The organism is Methanosarcina sp. DH2 (assembly GCF_020804225.1).
Taxonomy (GTDB): Archaea; Halobacteriota; Methanosarcinia; order Methanosarcinales; family Methanosarcinaceae; genus Methanosarcina.
On the sequence record NZ_WJBI01000002.1, the window covers coordinates 570,761 to 586,691 of the forward strand.

15 protein-coding genes and 1 tRNA gene are annotated in these 15,931 nt (G+C 44.0%); 5 read left to right on the plus strand and 11 right to left on the minus strand.

Annotation, left to right across the window (positions count from 1 at the left end; genetic code table 11):
• Positions 1-648 precede the first annotated feature (648 nt).
• Positions 649-722: transfer RNA gene (locus tag FXV91_RS06400), tRNA-Thr, on the minus strand.
• A gap of 154 nt (positions 723-876) precedes the next feature.
• Between FXV91_RS06400 and FXV91_RS06405 the strand changes: the two genes are divergently transcribed.
• From FXV91_RS06405 to FXV91_RS06420, 4 genes are all read left to right on the plus strand, one after another.
• Positions 877-1,467: an aldolase gene (locus FXV91_RS06405; RefSeq protein WP_229389570.1), complete on the plus strand. Its 591-nt coding sequence runs from the start codon at positions 877-879 to the stop codon at positions 1,465-1,467.
• Positions 1,468-1,682: 215 nt separating this feature from the next.
• Positions 1,683-2,294, plus strand: a complete 612-nt coding sequence (pgsA, locus tag FXV91_RS06410; protein ID WP_229389572.1) for an archaetidylinositol phosphate synthase — start codon at positions 1,683-1,685, stop codon at positions 2,292-2,294.
• Between the two features lie 134 nt (positions 2,295-2,428).
• Positions 2,429-2,869: an archease gene (locus tag FXV91_RS06415; protein WP_229389574.1), complete on the plus strand. Its 441-nt coding sequence runs from the start codon at positions 2,429-2,431 to the stop codon at positions 2,867-2,869.
• 289 nt (positions 2,870-3,158) lie between these two features.
• The gene (locus FXV91_RS06420) at positions 3,159-4,661 is read left to right on the plus strand and encodes an RtcB family protein (RefSeq protein ID WP_255679945.1); all 1,503 of its coding nucleotides are present in this window, start codon (positions 3,159-3,161) and stop codon (positions 4,659-4,661) included.
• 71 nt (positions 4,662-4,732) lie between these two features.
• Here the strand turns inward: FXV91_RS06420 and FXV91_RS06425 are convergent, their stop codons facing one another.
• The 9 genes from FXV91_RS06425 to mtrE all read right to left on the minus strand — a co-directional run bounded on the left by FXV91_RS06425 (position 4,733) and on the right by mtrE (position 12,250).
• A complete protein-coding gene (locus tag FXV91_RS06425) occupies positions 4,733-5,863 on the minus strand; it encodes a hypothetical protein (RefSeq protein ID WP_229389576.1) in 1,131 nt (376 codons plus the stop codon).
• A gap of 1,448 nt (positions 5,864-7,311) precedes the next feature.
• Positions 7,312-8,262, minus strand: a complete 951-nt coding sequence (gene mtrH, locus FXV91_RS06430) for a tetrahydromethanopterin S-methyltransferase subunit H (RefSeq protein ID WP_229389578.1) — start codon at positions 8,260-8,262, stop codon at positions 7,312-7,314.
• 12 nt (positions 8,263-8,274) lie between these two features.
• Positions 8,275-8,496, minus strand: coding sequence for a tetrahydromethanopterin S-methyltransferase subunit G (mtrG, locus tag FXV91_RS06435; RefSeq protein WP_229389581.1), 222 nt, complete (start codon positions 8,494-8,496; stop codon positions 8,275-8,277).
• 17 nt (positions 8,497-8,513) lie between these two features.
• The gene (locus FXV91_RS06440) at positions 8,514-8,738 is read right to left on the minus strand and encodes a tetrahydromethanopterin S-methyltransferase subunit F (RefSeq protein ID WP_229389583.1); all 225 of its coding nucleotides are present in this window, start codon (positions 8,736-8,738) and stop codon (positions 8,514-8,516) included.
• Positions 8,738-9,460: a tetrahydromethanopterin S-methyltransferase subunit A gene (gene mtrA, locus FXV91_RS06445; protein ID WP_229389585.1), complete on the minus strand. Its 723-nt coding sequence runs from the start codon at positions 9,458-9,460 to the stop codon at positions 8,738-8,740. The genes FXV91_RS06440 and mtrA overlap by 1 nt, the downstream gene beginning before the upstream one ends.
• Before the next feature lies 1 nt (position 9,461).
• A complete protein-coding gene (locus tag FXV91_RS06450; protein ID WP_229389587.1) occupies positions 9,462-9,788 on the minus strand; it encodes a tetrahydromethanopterin S-methyltransferase subunit B in 327 nt (108 codons plus the stop codon).
• Positions 9,785-10,588: a tetrahydromethanopterin S-methyltransferase subunit C gene (mtrC, locus tag FXV91_RS06455; RefSeq protein ID WP_229389589.1), complete on the minus strand. Its 804-nt coding sequence runs from the start codon at positions 10,586-10,588 to the stop codon at positions 9,785-9,787. Before mtrC ends, FXV91_RS06450 begins: the two co-directional genes overlap by 4 nt.
• Before the next feature lies 1 nt (position 10,589).
• Positions 10,590-11,339 carry a tetrahydromethanopterin S-methyltransferase subunit D gene (gene mtrD / locus FXV91_RS06460; protein WP_229389591.1) on the minus strand — a complete coding sequence of 250 codons (750 nt, stop codon included), beginning with the start codon at positions 11,337-11,339 and terminating at the stop codon, positions 10,590-10,592.
• Complete coding sequence (gene mtrE / locus FXV91_RS06465; protein WP_229389593.1) at positions 11,336-12,250, minus strand: tetrahydromethanopterin S-methyltransferase subunit E; 915 nt, start codon at positions 12,248-12,250, stop codon at positions 11,336-11,338. The genes mtrD and mtrE overlap by 4 nt, the downstream gene beginning before the upstream one ends.
• Before the next feature lie 780 nt (positions 12,251-13,030).
• Here mtrE and FXV91_RS06470 point away from each other — a divergent pair.
• On the plus strand, positions 13,031-13,837 hold the full coding sequence (locus FXV91_RS06470; protein WP_229389595.1) for a sugar phosphate isomerase/epimerase family protein: 807 nt from the start codon (positions 13,031-13,033) through the stop codon (positions 13,835-13,837).
• A 136-nt stretch (positions 13,838-13,973) separates the two neighbouring features.
• On the opposite strand, the gene FXV91_RS06475 is transcribed toward FXV91_RS06470, so the two are convergent.
• Positions 13,974-15,893, minus strand: coding sequence for a sodium:solute symporter family protein (locus tag FXV91_RS06475; RefSeq protein WP_229389597.1), 1,920 nt, complete (start codon positions 15,891-15,893; stop codon positions 13,974-13,976).
• Between the last annotated feature and the right edge of the window lie 38 nt (positions 15,894-15,931).

Sequence of the window (15,931 nt, forward strand, 5' to 3'; positions counted from 1 at the left end):
CCAGTCTATAAACAGTGTCTGGCACTGTACTGGGAATACTTTTGATAAAGAAAAGCTGATTTTACATGCCAACTTTTCTTTGTATCCAGAAGATTAGCTGGGAAGTGTCAACTTCATGTTCCCCAAATTCTTAATCCTTTTTCCAGCATATTCATTTTTTAGTGAAAGCAGATTCTAGCTGCTTTCTAAAAGGTAAAAGACTTACTTATTGCTTAAAATCTCATGAGCTATTTATATATTTCTTAATTTATCTTAATCATTGTTAATTACCAAATTCCCACCGGTAAATAACAGCTTCGTCAATATCCATTTGCGTATATGATGTATTCAAAAACATGTCTGTTGAAGTCTCAGAGATTGAGCTGTCACCTTTGTCAATCAATTGCTCCGGTCAGTAGCAGTAAGTCTGAAATTGGGACATCGGGCTCATAATGAGAGGTTCTTTACAGGAATAATCGGTAGGGAGAGTTTTCATAACAAGTAGGCGGTCCCTTTTTGAAGAGCGGAATTTTTTCCACAATTAACTTTTGCCTTGCCTTCAGGTCCATGAGTGATTCCGGAGCAAAAATCCTCATCCTCTACAACTCAAAAAAGATTCTAAATTCAGATCAAACAATTCAAAAAACAAACAATTTCAATAAATTTAGAAGCCTCGTGCGTGATTCGAACACGCGACCTAGTGATTACAAGTCACTCGCTCTACCGGGCTGAGCCAACGAGGCGCAATGAAGCTGATTGCAGACTTATCTAATTACAATACTCACAGATAAACTTTATGGCAGAATTCTCACTCTCTTACATTTTGCAAATTATTTTAACTGTGGTCTTCCAATCCGCTTTTGCAGTATTCTTCATTTGGGGCGGTGCATAAGCCTTATGGCATTCTTTCTCTATATCTCGGATAAGATGTGGCAGGAAATGACAAAATATGGGCGCAAGCTGGTGGAACATGGGCTTGTGGAATCAAATTTCGGGAATATCAGCGTCAGGGCCGGGGACAGGATGCTTATTACGCGGAGCGGAACTGCCCTTGACGAGATTACAGGCGATAATGTTGTTGAAGTTGACATTCAGGATACCTCGTCTCTGGATATAATTGCATCTTCCGAGACTGTAGTGCACAGGGAGATTTACAGAAAGACTTCCGCCCTTGCAATAATTCACGCTCACTGTCCCTATGCAGTGGTAGAGTCTCTGCTTGCCGGCCCGGGGAGGGTGATTGTTCCTGTGGATAGTGAAGGTCAGTATTTTCTCGGGAATATCCCGGTAGTAGGCGGCGGGATCGGGAGCCGGGAACTTGCCGGAAACCTTGCAGAGGCGCTTTCGGGACACAGGGGTGCTGTGGTTTTCAGCCATGGGACTTTTGCTATCGGAAGAACCCTTGCAGAGGCGTACATCGCGACCACACAGCTTGAACATTCCTGTAGAGTAAAGTACCTGTACGATCTTGCAGCCGTAAAAAAGTGAAAACAAGAAGTAAAAAGGGAAATAAGTAAGTATTATCTATGGAGTGCGCTGATAATTCAACATACAGCCTTAAGTATAAATATCAAAAGACAGGTAAACAAAGAAATAATATAAATAAGTAGATTCAAATCGGCATAAGAAGCAGGATAACCTGCCACTCTTTCAGGCCTGTCTTCTATAACGGATATACAATTAAAAGGAAGATCCCAAGTACCATGACATTTAATGCCCTGAGACCCGTTGCCTCGAGAGTTATTGACCCGCTGGCAGATTTTTTCATTAAATGTGAGGTCTCGCCTGATACGGTTTCCATAGTTTCCTTGATCTGTGCTTTCTTTGCGGGGCTCAGTTTTTATTATTCTCCCGAATATAAGGAACTCATCCTTCTCGCAGGCATCCTGGTAGTGTTTAACTCTCTTTTTGATGCCCTGGACGGGGTAATTGCACGCAAGTCCAATAGGGCAACCCCGAGGGGCGATTTCCTCGACCACGTGATCGACCGCTATTCTGATGTGTTCATTATCTGCAGCATCTTTTTTGCAGGTTATGTGTCCTGGCAGATAGGGGTTGCGGCAATCGTGGGTGTGCTTCTTACAAGTTATCTCGGGACCCAGGCTCAGGCCCTCAATCTCGGGAGGTATTACGGAGGGATCATGGGCAGGGCTGACCGTCTTGTGGTCATAATCCTTGCCGCTTTTGCCAATTCAGTTTATCCGGCTTCGATTGTAGGTTTTACCATCCTGGGCTGGGCTGTCATCCTGATCGCTGTGACCAGCCATATTACTGCAATCCAGCGGATTGTTTATATCTGGAAAAGGCTGGACTGATATTTTTCAGTACTTTTTTGATTCCAGCTGTTTTCCGAGTTTAGCCGGCTAAGCCTCTTTTAAGTCTTTTTGATGCCTGGAAACAGGCTTCTGACGCGAATAGGTTAATGTAAGACAAAATCCAATACTGCGCTATGCCGTCTCAAGGAAAAAAGTATGAGTATCTGGAACATACTGCAGATATAAAGTTCCTGGCTTATGGTAATACCCTGGAAGAGGTATTTGAAAATGCAGCTCTCGCCATGTTTAATGTTATTATTGATACCGGGAAAGTTTCAGGAGAGACGACAAGAGAAGTTTTCCTCACATCTCCTGATCCGGAGTCCCTGCTTGTAGACTGGCTTTCTGAACTTTTATATCTTTTTGAGGTCGATGAGATCATTTTCTGGAAGTTCCAGGTAGAGGAAGTAAGCGAAGAAGCAGGGGAGTACTCAATAAAAGCCCTGGCATCAGGTGAAAAGTACTATCCTGAAAGCCATCCTTTTGAAACTGAGATTAAGGCTGTCACATATAATCAGCTGGAACTCGAAAAAACTGCCAGCGGCTGGAAAGCTCAGGTTGTTGTCGATATTTAAGGATCATAAGCTTTTGGGGTTTTTGGGAATTCTATACATCGCTTTTATGTATGGCTTTTATGTATGCTGTTATGTATGACTGTAGTGTCTGACCTTTTATGTATGCTGTTATGTATGATTGTAGTGTCTGGCCTTTTATACAGTCTCAAACAGTGTTTTACTATATTTCAGAGTAATTTACGATCATCTAGGAAACATAAGGTACATGAATAATTTCAGAATTATATTGATATAGGGAATAATATTTGAAATCACATTTGCACTATATAAGGAGCAGGGAGGATCAGTTATGGTAGAGAGTGAAGATACCGCTATTGAGGAATTGGGTACGGAAGATGTACAGAGAGATATAAAAAGCATGGTCCGGAAGCTTTCCGATAACGAATGGGATATCCCGCAGGGGCATATCCCCAACATGAGAGTTCCAGGGCGCCTGTTTGTATCTGAAAATTTGCTTGGAGGCATTGAGCCTGGGACTATTGACCAGATTGCAAACGTGGCAACTCTTCCTGGCATTCAGAAATATTCCATGGCAATGCCTGATGCCCACCTTGGCTATGGTTTTGCTATAGGGGGCGTTGCAGCTTTTGATGCAGAGGAGGGAATTATCAGCCCCGGAGGAGTGGGCTTTGATATTAACTGCGGTGTAAGACTCATCCGCACAAACCTTCAAAAAGAAGATGTTGTTCCCCACATAAAGAGGCTTACTGACGAACTGTTTAATAATGTGCCTGCAGGTGTCGGCTCAAAAAGCCGGTTCAAAGCCTCTGATAAAGAACTGGACAGTGCATTCCTTGAGGGCGCGAAATGGGCAGTAGACGCCGGATACGGTGTGGAAGCCGATGTGGTACACTGTGAGGGGAGTGGTTACCTGGAAGGAGCAGACACTTCTCATGTGAGCACAAAAGCAAGGAACCGCGGAAAACCTCAGTTAGGAACTCTCGGGAGCGGCAACCACTTCCTTGAAATCCAGTATGTGGACGAGATTTATGATCAGGAAGCGGCTTCAACATTCGGGCTTGAAAAAGGTCAGGTTACGGTAATGGTCCACTGCGGGTCAAGGGGTGCAGGACATCAGATCTGCACGGACCATCTAAAAGAACTCTCTCAGGCTGTAAAGAAGTACGGAATTGAGATTCCGGACAAGCAGCTTGCCTGTGCCCCGGCTCAGTCAAGGGAAGCTCAGAATTATTTCAAGGCGATGCTCTGTGCTGCAAACTATGCCTGGGCAAACAGGCAGATGATTACTCACTGGACACGTGAGTCTTTCGAAAAGGTATTTGGCAGGGATGCGGATGACATGGGAATGAGCCTCCTGTATGATGTTGCCCACAATGTAGCAAAGCTTGAAGAACATAATATCGACGGCAGGAAAAAAGAGGTTTACGTACACAGAAAAGGGGCAACAAGGGCATTTCCTCCCGGACATCCGGAAGTTCCTTCCGCATATAGAGATGTAGGACAGCCCGTTCTAATTCCTGGAAGTATGGGAACTCCTTCTTTCATACTCTGTGGCGCAGAAGGGGCCATGGATGTTTCTTTCGGCAGCGCCTGTCATGGAGCCGGGAGGATTATGAGCAGGGCGCATGCAAAGAGAGAGTTTCATGGGCAGAGCGTAAAAGAGAACCTCGAAGCCCACGGAATTACTGTAAGGGCAACTCACCCTTCCGTAATTGCTGAAGAAGCTCCTGGTGTGTATAAGTCCAGCAGCGAGGTAGTAAATGTTGTGCACGAGCTTGGTATTGCCCGCAAGGTTGCAAGAGTTATCCCTCTTGGGGTTACAAAAGGTTAAACAGATAGAAATTTAACCTTCTTTTTCTTTATTTCTTAATCCTCTTGAGCAACCAGTCTTTCTGAGGAATTTTATTCTTTAGAATAGAAATCTGATTCAGTGAATTCTTCAGCCCTGTATGAATCTAAGCTATCTGCAGGTTCATGTTCCTTATAGAACCTGAATACAATCATACTCGAATACGAAGAAGTTACAAAAGGCGTGCCATTTTCTCTGAATATATTCGAAAAGTATTCGACAAGGGTATGGATAACTTCCTCATTTTTGAAATCATGAAAGATGGTTACGGATTCTTTTCCCGGTTCAAGACATATATCTATATTCTTTACGAGCTGGGTTGCCATGTACATCTTCCTGAAATACACAAGTAAATCAGGAAGAGTCATTTCGCTTACCGATTGTTTGCACAGGCGTTCCAGTATCTTTGTCGGGTTCGGGATATCTCCGGCTGCAAAAGTTTCGAACTGACTTCTATGCAGAGTTACAAGATTGTACCTTTCAACATTGTATGTATACATTAACTGGGTCCAGAACTCCGTGTTGTCGTCGAGTTCTCTGCATACGATGTCAAGATAGCCAAAATGTTTCCTGATCCCTGGCATGGTCTCATTAAGAGAGACTGACAGGTTCTTTTTGAATGATATCTGGGTCGAATTTGCCCGCCTGAAAATATGTTCGACATCCAGCTGTTTCCATCTTGCCAGAAAATGAGCAATAAGCTGGGCAAAGAATTCTCTACTATTTATGGTGGCATTGGAAAGGAGTATAAGGGCAGACTCAGGGTTGTGTATGTCCTCACACTTGATTGAAGTTCTGATCGTCCACTGATAGTTTCTGGAGACCCGGTTCAGGTAGTCCTCCAGTCCTTTCATATCACTGATCTCAAAAGGATTGATGAGTTCATTAACCAGCTCTTCGTCAGTGAGTCTTCCCTTGGTATACCTGAAAAGCCATTCGAGCATCGTTTTATTTATAATGATATTTTCCCCGTTTTTGATTGTATCGCTCAACTCTTCTTTTGCGGGGGTTTCTTTTAAAAATTTGATTGCTTCATCAATACTTTTATGATATGTAAGTGCTGTATCTGCAACTTCAATTGTGTCCCTGACTGCAGCGCTAAGATTCCCATCATTGGCATCCAGAAGAGGCTGCAATTTTTTAAGGTACTTATCATCAAGGGATATATTTTTTCTGATCAGCATATTTTCACCCAAGGTGATCTGGTTTTCTGGTTTCTTATGCTTCGATCCATAATCTGTACCCCTGATACCAATGGTTTTTATCTCTTCATACTAAAAACTTAAAAAATTTGTTTTATCAAATGTAATATTATTCTGGCATCCAAAAAACTTTATCAGTAGTTTATATGTTGGTAAGTGCTACCGAATATTAAATCTTTCTGTTTAGTGCCATTTTTTGAGAATTTTTGTCAATTTATATTATTCTTCTGCGAGATCAATTAATTTGCAGTTTCATAAATATCTCCTGTTTTTTATTTCTGACAACTTCCTCTAATCCACGGTTTTCTCTTCATATTCTACTGCCTGTCTCAGGTAGAACTTTCCTGCGATGTACTGAAGTGGGGAAGTGACAACGTGTCCAAAACAGGTAATATCGGTTCACAATTCTTTATATATATATGTAAGACAGTGTACGAGATGTAAATCAAATAAATTAGAATGTGAATGGGGCTTGAATAGCCTTGAGAATCAGGTTACTGATTTCCTGTATACTCACAGTTTGTATGTCTTTGTTGTCCTCTCTAGTTTCGGAAGACACGGGTTAAATCTCTGACAAATGGTGAGTCTGGAAATGGATTTGTATAACTCCTGACAGGTGGGGGTCCTGTATAAACACTCAGTCAGGCCTTTACACATCCTTAATCTGATATCTACAGGTATATTTGTTCCCCATTGAAAGCGAGTTGGGAGTGGATTCATCGTACCTGGCGGGCTCTTTATACTTCCTCGTCCGCCAGGTACTTTCCTTCCAAATATTCATAAGAATCAATAAGTTTCTTTAACGTCTTTTCTCTATTGTTTTTCGGTTGCTTTCTCTCTGATACTATTCCTCTGATACTATTCCTCGGTGGTATTCTTCGATGTTATTTTATTCTGCTATTCTTCTGTAGTACAATTATTCAGTTGTTCTTTATTGTTTTTATCTCTATTTTAGTTCCGTTATTTCCCCCTTAATTTTTTAACTATTCAAGGGAAAATAGCTACAAGAGAGAAATGCCCCGGAGGATGTAACTTTACAGTCACCTCTATTAAGGACTCTTAGAGCGTGTCTTAAAATTAAGTTTGATTCTACAATTGGGTCCGGACTTACGCATTTGAACTGAAAAAATGGTAACCTTAAATAGTTAAATACCTAAAATGCAATTTTTTAAAATGATGCCTAATGTATTCTATTTTATACATTGGGCGAGTAAGTCCGATGTAGTAAATTTACGACATGAATTTGAAATTAACGTTGCCTATTGTCCAATTGTAGAAATGGTTTGAATTTTAAGACACGCTCTTAGATATAACGATGAGAAAACTTTGAAATAAGCTACAAAATCGATAGTGAAACAAAAAAAAGAAAAAGCAAAGGGAAAACTCCTCTTTGCTTCTGGGTCTTGCGATCCTTTCAATAATTTTTGAGCTTACGTAAGTTTGCTCACAGGGTGGTTTTCCAGATCTGAGATCTCGACGCCAAGTTCCTTTGCGGTTTCGCCAAGCATGATGTCCACCATGGCCACAGCAGGGAAGATCTGGCTCACGTTTTCGATCGGACCGTAGAGCAGGAAGTCAGAACCTGCAATTTGGGCAACAAGGTTGGTACCTATATCAGCAGGCATATAGATTGCCTTGGGGTCAGGCTGGGTCTTCTTGAACTTGCGGAGCCAGTCCCAGGCAGAGGCCATGTTGTGGTATCCACCGCCTACAGGCAAGCCGAGCTTTCCTTTAATTGTAGGAACTGAGCGGATTGTTGCGCCAGAACCTGCGCCAAGGGGCATTGCAGCGACATCGATAAGGGGAATCTTGATCCCACAGTCCTTGGCGACCTGGAGCATACCCTTTGTCTGCCCGGAGCCACCGACTTCAAGAATGTCCATTTTTCCTTTTACGGTTGGGTCGGTTGCATTGAAAGCCAGAACTATTGCGGCTTCTACATCGCTCTCTGTGAGTATATCGATTTCTGACTGTTCGATACTTGCGTTAATGGAGTTGTGAATTGCCCTTTTTGCAACTCCTATTTCAGTACAGTACTGGGCTGCAGCTGCTCGCACTTCTCCGGCTGAAGAGTCGATCAGGAAAGGAGTCCTGTCGTCGATTTCAATAAACCAGTCGATGTAGCGCCTAATTGCTTCGGGAGTCTCGCCCACGATCTGGTTTACATAGGGGTTCCCGGTGGCATCACTCATTGACACCTGGGTATTCCACAGGGTTTCTGCGGCTGCCCTGTCAAAGAGACCCTTGTCCTCGTCGGTCACGATTTTGTGCCTTGCGTAGAACATGGTACTGACTAACACGGTCGGGTTTTCGCCCGGTTGTCCGCCGAACTTAACTCCACCTATCTCGTAAACTTCCTGTTTCCTGTCAAACTTGAACATTTTGATCCCTCATTATATTGTGAACATTGATGATATCGTGGCATAGATCAGGAAGAGAAGCAGTCCTACCACTGCCCCGTACAGAATTCCGATGTCTCTTCCTACTTTCTTTCCGATTCTCTGTGCAACTTCACTGTTGACGAACTCAACCTTTTCATCGATCTTTTCGAGCCTTTTCATTACTTCGTTAAACTCAGCTGGATCTACAAATGCTGCTGGTGCTTTTCCATCCATTGTTTCACCTCTCAAGCTTAGAGACCGGCCATTAACGGGAGTATGATTACCATCAGCAGTGAAAAGAGGAAGCCTGCTGCAAAGCCAATCATTCCGGTAGCCATTACCCCGGAATCCAGCTTCTGGTTCCTCGCGATCAGCTGTGCTCTGTACCGAATGCTCTCAACAGTAGCGTCAATTGCGCCCATCTGGGGGTTGAGCACCATTGGGACTCCTTTTCCGTATTCTTCTGCCATTCTCATTACCTCCCGAGCAGTAACAACCCAAGCAGGGATATGGTTACTGTCAACCCGATCATGGCACCTTCAATCTTTCCTGCATGAATCCCTGAGTGGAACTTATTCAAGTTTCCTATATCAAGCATCCGGGCTTCGATGCCTTTCAGTCTGCTGCGAATGACTGCAATCTCACCGGAGACTGGTCTGATGACTCCAGCCTCTTCTTCTTCTTCTCCCTCGTCGCTGATTACTACGACCATTGGTTCTGCATCAAAGGCACCAGGGTCCTTTGCCACGAGTTCCCTTACCTTGGCTGTGATTGCACCCATGTCTTCTGTATCCAGCAGGTTTACGGTCTGGACCTGCTGCTGGAAGCGGGCAATTACCTCATCGTTCAGGTTTTCTACGTACGGAATGGCACCTACTGCACCTACAATTCTGTGATCTTTTACACCATTTTCATGGACCGCGAGCATTGCCTGTCCTGTAACGTGCCCTTTAACTTCAGCTCCTGTTACGATCAGGAATCTGATATTGGGGTTTGCAATTATGTCGGCAACGACCTTTTCTATACCCAGATTTTCGGTTTTACAGGATCCTGTAATTGCTGCTCCTGCATCGAGAATAGGCTTTCCGGGAAGGTGTGATGCGCAGGTAATGACTGCAACACAGCCCTTTACATCGCCTACTTCGTACTCTCCTTTCAGGATGGGCCATCCAGGTGCGGGTTCTCTTTTATTTACCATTTTACATACCTCCCTCGATCAGTCTCTGTATGAATATGATCAGGGCAAGCAGCCCGCTGAAGGCAAGACCTACAACGATTCCGTAGAACGCGTTTCCATAAATTCCTGCCATATAGGAGGTGTTCTCACGGCCAGGCCATGAGTTAAGGAGTGGTTTGCTGGGTGAAAGTGAGTTCAGCAGATCATCTGCAACCCCATCAAGTTTGTCCATTCTTTCAAAGACAGGTTCCATGGAATAAAGAACCGAGTCCGCCCTTTCTTCTGCTACAGTTGCAGTGTCAGGGTCCATGACCAGATGTACTTCGGGAGCTATGCGAATCATGCTCATTGCAATTCCTCCGCACTTGGCAACAGCCCAGTTCCAACAACCGAATGTGCATCTCTCTTGACAAACCCATAGTACTTCATAAAGGCAACAGTCCAGATAACAAGTCCTACAGCGATGTTTAATCCGGCTGCCATCAATCCTTCATGGAGTGAAGACGCAAAACCTGTAATTATCAGTGCAATGGCTGCCTTTTCAACAGCTACAGACAGAGTCCTGTCCTGCTTCTCGTCAGGGCCGAGATTTGCGTTGAAGGGGTGAAGGATTCCCATACCGCCTATGATAAAGATCAGTGCAATGTATCCGTTGGCGACTACGTTCTCAATAACTGCGCCATATGTGAATTCTCCTGCAATGACAACGCTTAATCCTATAATTGCAAGAGTACCTGCACCTGCGATTTCCACCATGGCCTGTTCCATAATAGGAATACCCATCCCGATTACTTTGTTTGCAAGGACACCGATAACAGCGCCTATAATTGCTGCTGCAACGAAGGATACTATGGGTCCGGCAATGCCTCCCACGGAAAGCCCGAACAGGGCAGCGACGATTCCCATACCAAGGGCGATCATACCAATAGATGGGACACCTGTACCAAGTCCGTAGCTTGCAACACGGCGAACCGCATCAGCACCCCAGACAATAGCGCAGATTGCTCCCAGGCCTCCGAAGAATGAAAACATTGGAGGCAAGAAGTGACCCAGGTAAATTCCTGCGAGACCGCCGACTGCACCTATAGCCATTATTGTTTGTGGAGGATACGCGGCATTTGCTCCTCCTCCTGATCCACCTGCAGACATTTTAGATCACTCCAAGCTGTGAAATTGCGATTACTGCCACAACGGCACAGAGTATAGTTGCGACAAAGGAAGATATTACCGCCTTTGGCCACTTCTTCCATTTCGGGTCGTGGAACCCTTCGATTGTACCTCCGATGTTATAGGAGGGGATCACAGCGTTCACGAAGAAGATACCTATTGCGAACATTGCAGCAATTCCTACAAGTTCATGCCCTGTAACAGAAGAGCTTGTGCCTGCGGTGAGGCCTGCCTTAAGTCCAACTTCTATAAGAGCGTAGTATACGAGGGCTCCACCTATTCCACCAAGTAAGCCACCAATAACACCACTGACAAAAGAAACTGTTGGAAGTCCATGCCCCTCAGTACCCTGGGAGACATACAGGTCCTGTCTGTATTTTGTAATCGGGTCGACTTTTACCTTTGCTGAAGAAGGCACACAGCCCACACCATAGACGTAGACCCAGGTTCCGACAATCATGGTCACAGCGATCATGATCATTGCTCCCACTGCGCCCGATGCGAGAATCAGTGGAAGGTTATCTGTTACGTTCATCATGAATCCGGCACTTACAAGCCCTGTCAGGCCTGCTCCGGCTGCCAGCTGCACGGTACCTGTACCGATACCAGTTGCCTGAGCCATAGCTGCAGGTGCGCCACCTACAGGCACGAAGTGTACACTCCAGGAAATCAGGACGCCACCCAATATAATGTATATCATCGACACGATGTTATCCAAGAGAGCGTCGATCATGCTGAGGCCTCCTCGGTCTTGTCTTCTTTGTAAGGTCCGAAAGCATTACGGGCTTTGACTTCAATTTTCCAGTTCCAGATAATTAAGATAAGGACAATGATGACACCTGCGACAACAGAGAACCAGCCTCTGGTAAGGCTTACTGCAGGATCAAAAACAGTTGTTACCCAGCTTCCAAGGAATACAGTCATACCAAAGGCAATACCTGTAACAGGGCCTCCGAATTTGGCACAGAACCAGGAGTTATCATACCCGTTCCTGACACCGGATTCTCCATATCTGACAATGTTTCCCGAGTTTGAAGCGTTGAGCCCGGAACCGAACTCGAACTGCTGGAATTCACGCTCTGCACCGTAGTGGACGTCACCTGTAGATGAACCAATTGCACCTACTGTAATACCCCAGATAAATGCAAGCATGGTTAATGGGAAGGGGTGTCCGAGAACGACGGTCATCAGATAAGACACGATAAGGATACAGAAAGTCGTTATGAAGGCGTATCCCATGATTACCGGGGTGTGACTTCTTATCATATCCAGATAAACTGGTTGTTTGAAACGCCTCTGACTGGCTGCACGCCCCATTGTAGATGTGACGGCAAAAGTGCCGTGAACGCATGCTGCAACAAGAGCACCGATTACCAGTGCAAAGAGCGGAGATAACGTAAATTCACTTATTAATACTGTAGCTACGGCTGCACCGACCGAGCACATCAATGCATTTGAGGGTGGTTCCCCCGATACCGCTTTATTATATATTCTGTGCGGAAACATCATTTGGGGAGCTAACTGGACCTGTGAGTTGGGATTACTCTGGGATCCGACATCGGATTCTAGGTCTTCTGAGGCACCTGCAATGGTTGCAGCTACGCCAATAAGTGCCAGCACTCCCATGCCTATGAGTGGTTCCATTCATTTTCCTCCTTTATGTTATTAACATGTTAATAAGCTGGATTCAAAAACGTTATACATTTTTTTAGAATCGTCTGCCACATCATTGCAAATAAAAATGATGATGACGAGCGTTAAAATTTGGATTAGAGAGGATCATTCATAAACCTTTCGAAATAAGGGCGCTTTTAAAATATTATTATATGATTATATATTATACAATCAATTTTATAAGATGTATTGTACCCGTTAAAATAAGCAAAATCCTAAATATATATAAGAAAATAAATTATACTTCTTTCAGTATCATATAAAGATTCCGATTCTTACTAATGAATTTTTTTATTTATTTTTAAAAATATATTAACTATTTTTATAATAATCAGTTATCCTGATGTGGTTTTTATATTATTAAATTTTATATAATGTATATCTCATCAATTTCCTGCATTTCTTCAGGGACAAAATGGATATTTTTTTCTGGTTCAGAAATTCTAATTATTTTTTACTGCCTCTATTTTCAATGAAAATATATTGCTAGAGATAAATCTATGTTTTTCTTAAGGAACTATTTATTAATTCTTTTAAAATGAAGGTCGGATAACAATTTATTATATATAAATATGTTGGCTATATTTCCATCTTTACAGGAACTTAACGCCTTCTGCCACGGATTAAATGTAAATCTCATTTTTTTTCCCTTTTTCACTCAAGTATTTTAATAAATCTATACAGTTGAATGCGTTTTGATTATTATTGATGCCGCAAAAGGAATTTATATCTGGTCTCCTTGCTTAATGCGTGATTTTCGGAGCATCATCCTTTGCTGGTTCCCTTCAGGAGCTGAAGGAAAATGTAGGGTCTATAGAATTATATGTCCCTAAGCTGGGAATTTACAATGGTTCAGTACTTGAAAAGAAAGAACTTGAACGTATCCTTGATGAAATGTCAACATATTGTTTCACAGGCACTGTTCACGCCCCTTATTCTGCAGCAGACCCAAGGTACCCTGCAGCCCTGCAGGTGGATACTGCAAAAATGGGAGACCGGGAGTTTACTCTCCTTGAAGAGTCCATGGCAATTGCAAACAGGATAGGAGCCAGTGTAGTGGTGTTCCATCCTGGCAGGATTGGACCAGATAGGGAGAAATCCTTTGCTTCTATGATCAATAACCTAGGATCCCTTGCCTCTCTTGCTGAGGACTACGGAGTTATGCTGGGGCTTGAAAATAAAGAAGGAACAGATCTTTCAAATTTTTGCTGTGAAGCAGAAGAACTTTCCCGGACTATCGAAATTGTAGATTCAGAGCATCTTAAGGCTACTTTTGATATCGGGCACGCAAACCTTACCTGCGGGGGGAATTCCGAAAAGCTCAGGGCTTTTATCAGGACTCTGCAGAAACATATTATTCACCTTCATTTGCATGATAACAGTGGACAGTGGACAGAAAAATATGATGGGGACGAACATATGGTACCAGGAAAGGGATGTGTTGACTTCTCGGTTCTTAAACTGCTTTCCGACTACCGGGGTGTCTATAATCTGGAAGTTTTCTCCGTGGAAGATGTTCAGCTTGGAAAGCAAGTCATCGAGAAAGCTCTATATTAAAATTAAACCTTGGAGTTTGAATTTAACTTCAGAACTCGAATTTAATTTCATAACTAAGTCCAGAAAAAGAAATTAATGGCCGGATTCGTTTAGAATCTCAGCCTTTTTCAATACTTCTACCTTCTTAATTATCTTTTTAATAGAAATCCAGTTTAACTCCTTTCTGGCCAAGCACTTTTTTGAGTTCTTCATAAGCAGTAAAAAGCTCTTTCCTCTGCCTTCCCACGGTTTCAAGTTTTGGTTCGGCTTTGAGCCAGATATCCTTCTCTCCGCTTCCTCTTGTAACAGCAACGCATGCAAGCATATCACCATGGGTCAGCCGGTATACTGAATCAAGCCCTGTTGGAGTAACCCATGCCGGAGAACTGGTTTTCAGCCTGTCCACAAGTTCATGCCAGTTGAGAGCCCCCGAAGCCTGGAGGTTAAGCTGAAGGTGGGTGCGCTCCCCTGTGACTTTTTCATCGATATTTTTGAGGAAAGCACTGTATGAGGGATCTGCTTCATTGATCTCACGGGTCTCGTAGCGGGCAAGCTCTTCGGCTTCCTCTTCGAAAAAGGGGGCAAGGTTAACCCTGTTTGAGGGCTTTGTCATAAAGGAGACTCCAAAGAAGGCAATAGCACTCAGACCCATTCCCACGATAACACCGTGACTCATCAGTGCCGGGTGGACTGTTTCAAGGTAGGAAGGCGCCAGAGGTGGAGTCTTTATAAGATCCAGGGCTACAAGGGTTACCTGGACAACAAATCCGATTACCATCCCTGCAAATGCTCCTTCTTTTGTAGCTCTTTTCCAGTAAAGGCCTCCCATGAGGGGGAAGAAGTAGGAAGCGCTTGCAATAAATGTTGCAATGTGGATTGCATCGATAATATTGGGGATAACAAATGAGCCTGCGGTTGCAGCAAGTACAATGATGAGCACGCTTATTCTGTTTACAACCAGCATCTCCTTCATTGTAGCATCAGGTTTTATGTATCTCTGGAAAATGTCCCTTGAGATACAGGAAGCTCCTGAGGTTGCAAATGTGTCCGCACATGACATGGAGGCCGCTGCAAGTCCGATTGCGCTGAGAGCTATTATCAGGGGAGTTGAGGCGAAACGTTCGCTGACAAAGGCAAGGAGCGCAGGTTCTGCCAGAGCCATGCCTGCAGGAAAACCCATTCCTGCGATCTCAGGGTAAATGGTGTTAAGGGCTATTGCAATTACAGCACATGCCGCGAAAACTACGGTTATCATAAGGGACCCTATGATCATCCCAAGCCGGGCTGATTTTGCATCCCTTGCAGCCCATACCTTTTGCCAGGGATCCTGTTCTGTAATCCAGCCCGGAACAATCGCCAGGACAAAGATAAGGACCATAGGAATACCAATTGAGAAGGGATTCCACCATACATCCGGTACGTTTCCGAAAAGCTCTGAGCTGCTTATTGCAGGAGTATCAAGGCCTCCGTCAGCTACTGCACCTACTGCGGCAAAAGCCATTGCTATTGTGAAGATTGCAAGGAAAGCAAACTGAATTACATCTGTCCAGACTACTGCCGAAAGCCCTCCCAGGGTTACGTAAAGGGAGACTGCAATCGCAACAATAGCTGCAGCATAAAGAGGATCGAGTCCGTAAAAGACCTGAAGTACCAGGGAGAGCCCTGTAACATCTGCTACCGCGAAAAGAATCATCACTACAGTAATGATCAGAGCGATCGGCCACCGGACTGCGCTGCCATAGCGCTGTTCCAGAAGTTCGGGTTGTGTGATTGCAGGCAGGTTCTTGATCTTCCCCACAAGCATCGCAATAATAAGGAGAGCGAGGATGTTCGGGGCAACAAAAGCCCATACAGAGCCCATTCCCTGCAGCATGTAATACCCTATAACCGCAAGGATTCCTCCGGCTGTCAGCCAGGAGGCAGCAGCTGAAAACCCAAGAGCTGAAGGTCCTATCCTGCGTCCCGCGAGCCAGAAGTCAGTAACGGATTTCTGTTTTTTATTGAAGTACCAGCCAATAGCCACAAGTACGGCTATGTAGACCGCAAGCAACACCAAGAAAATATTATAACCATCCATAAGGGCACCTTTAAAAGGATCAAATAATTTATATGAGT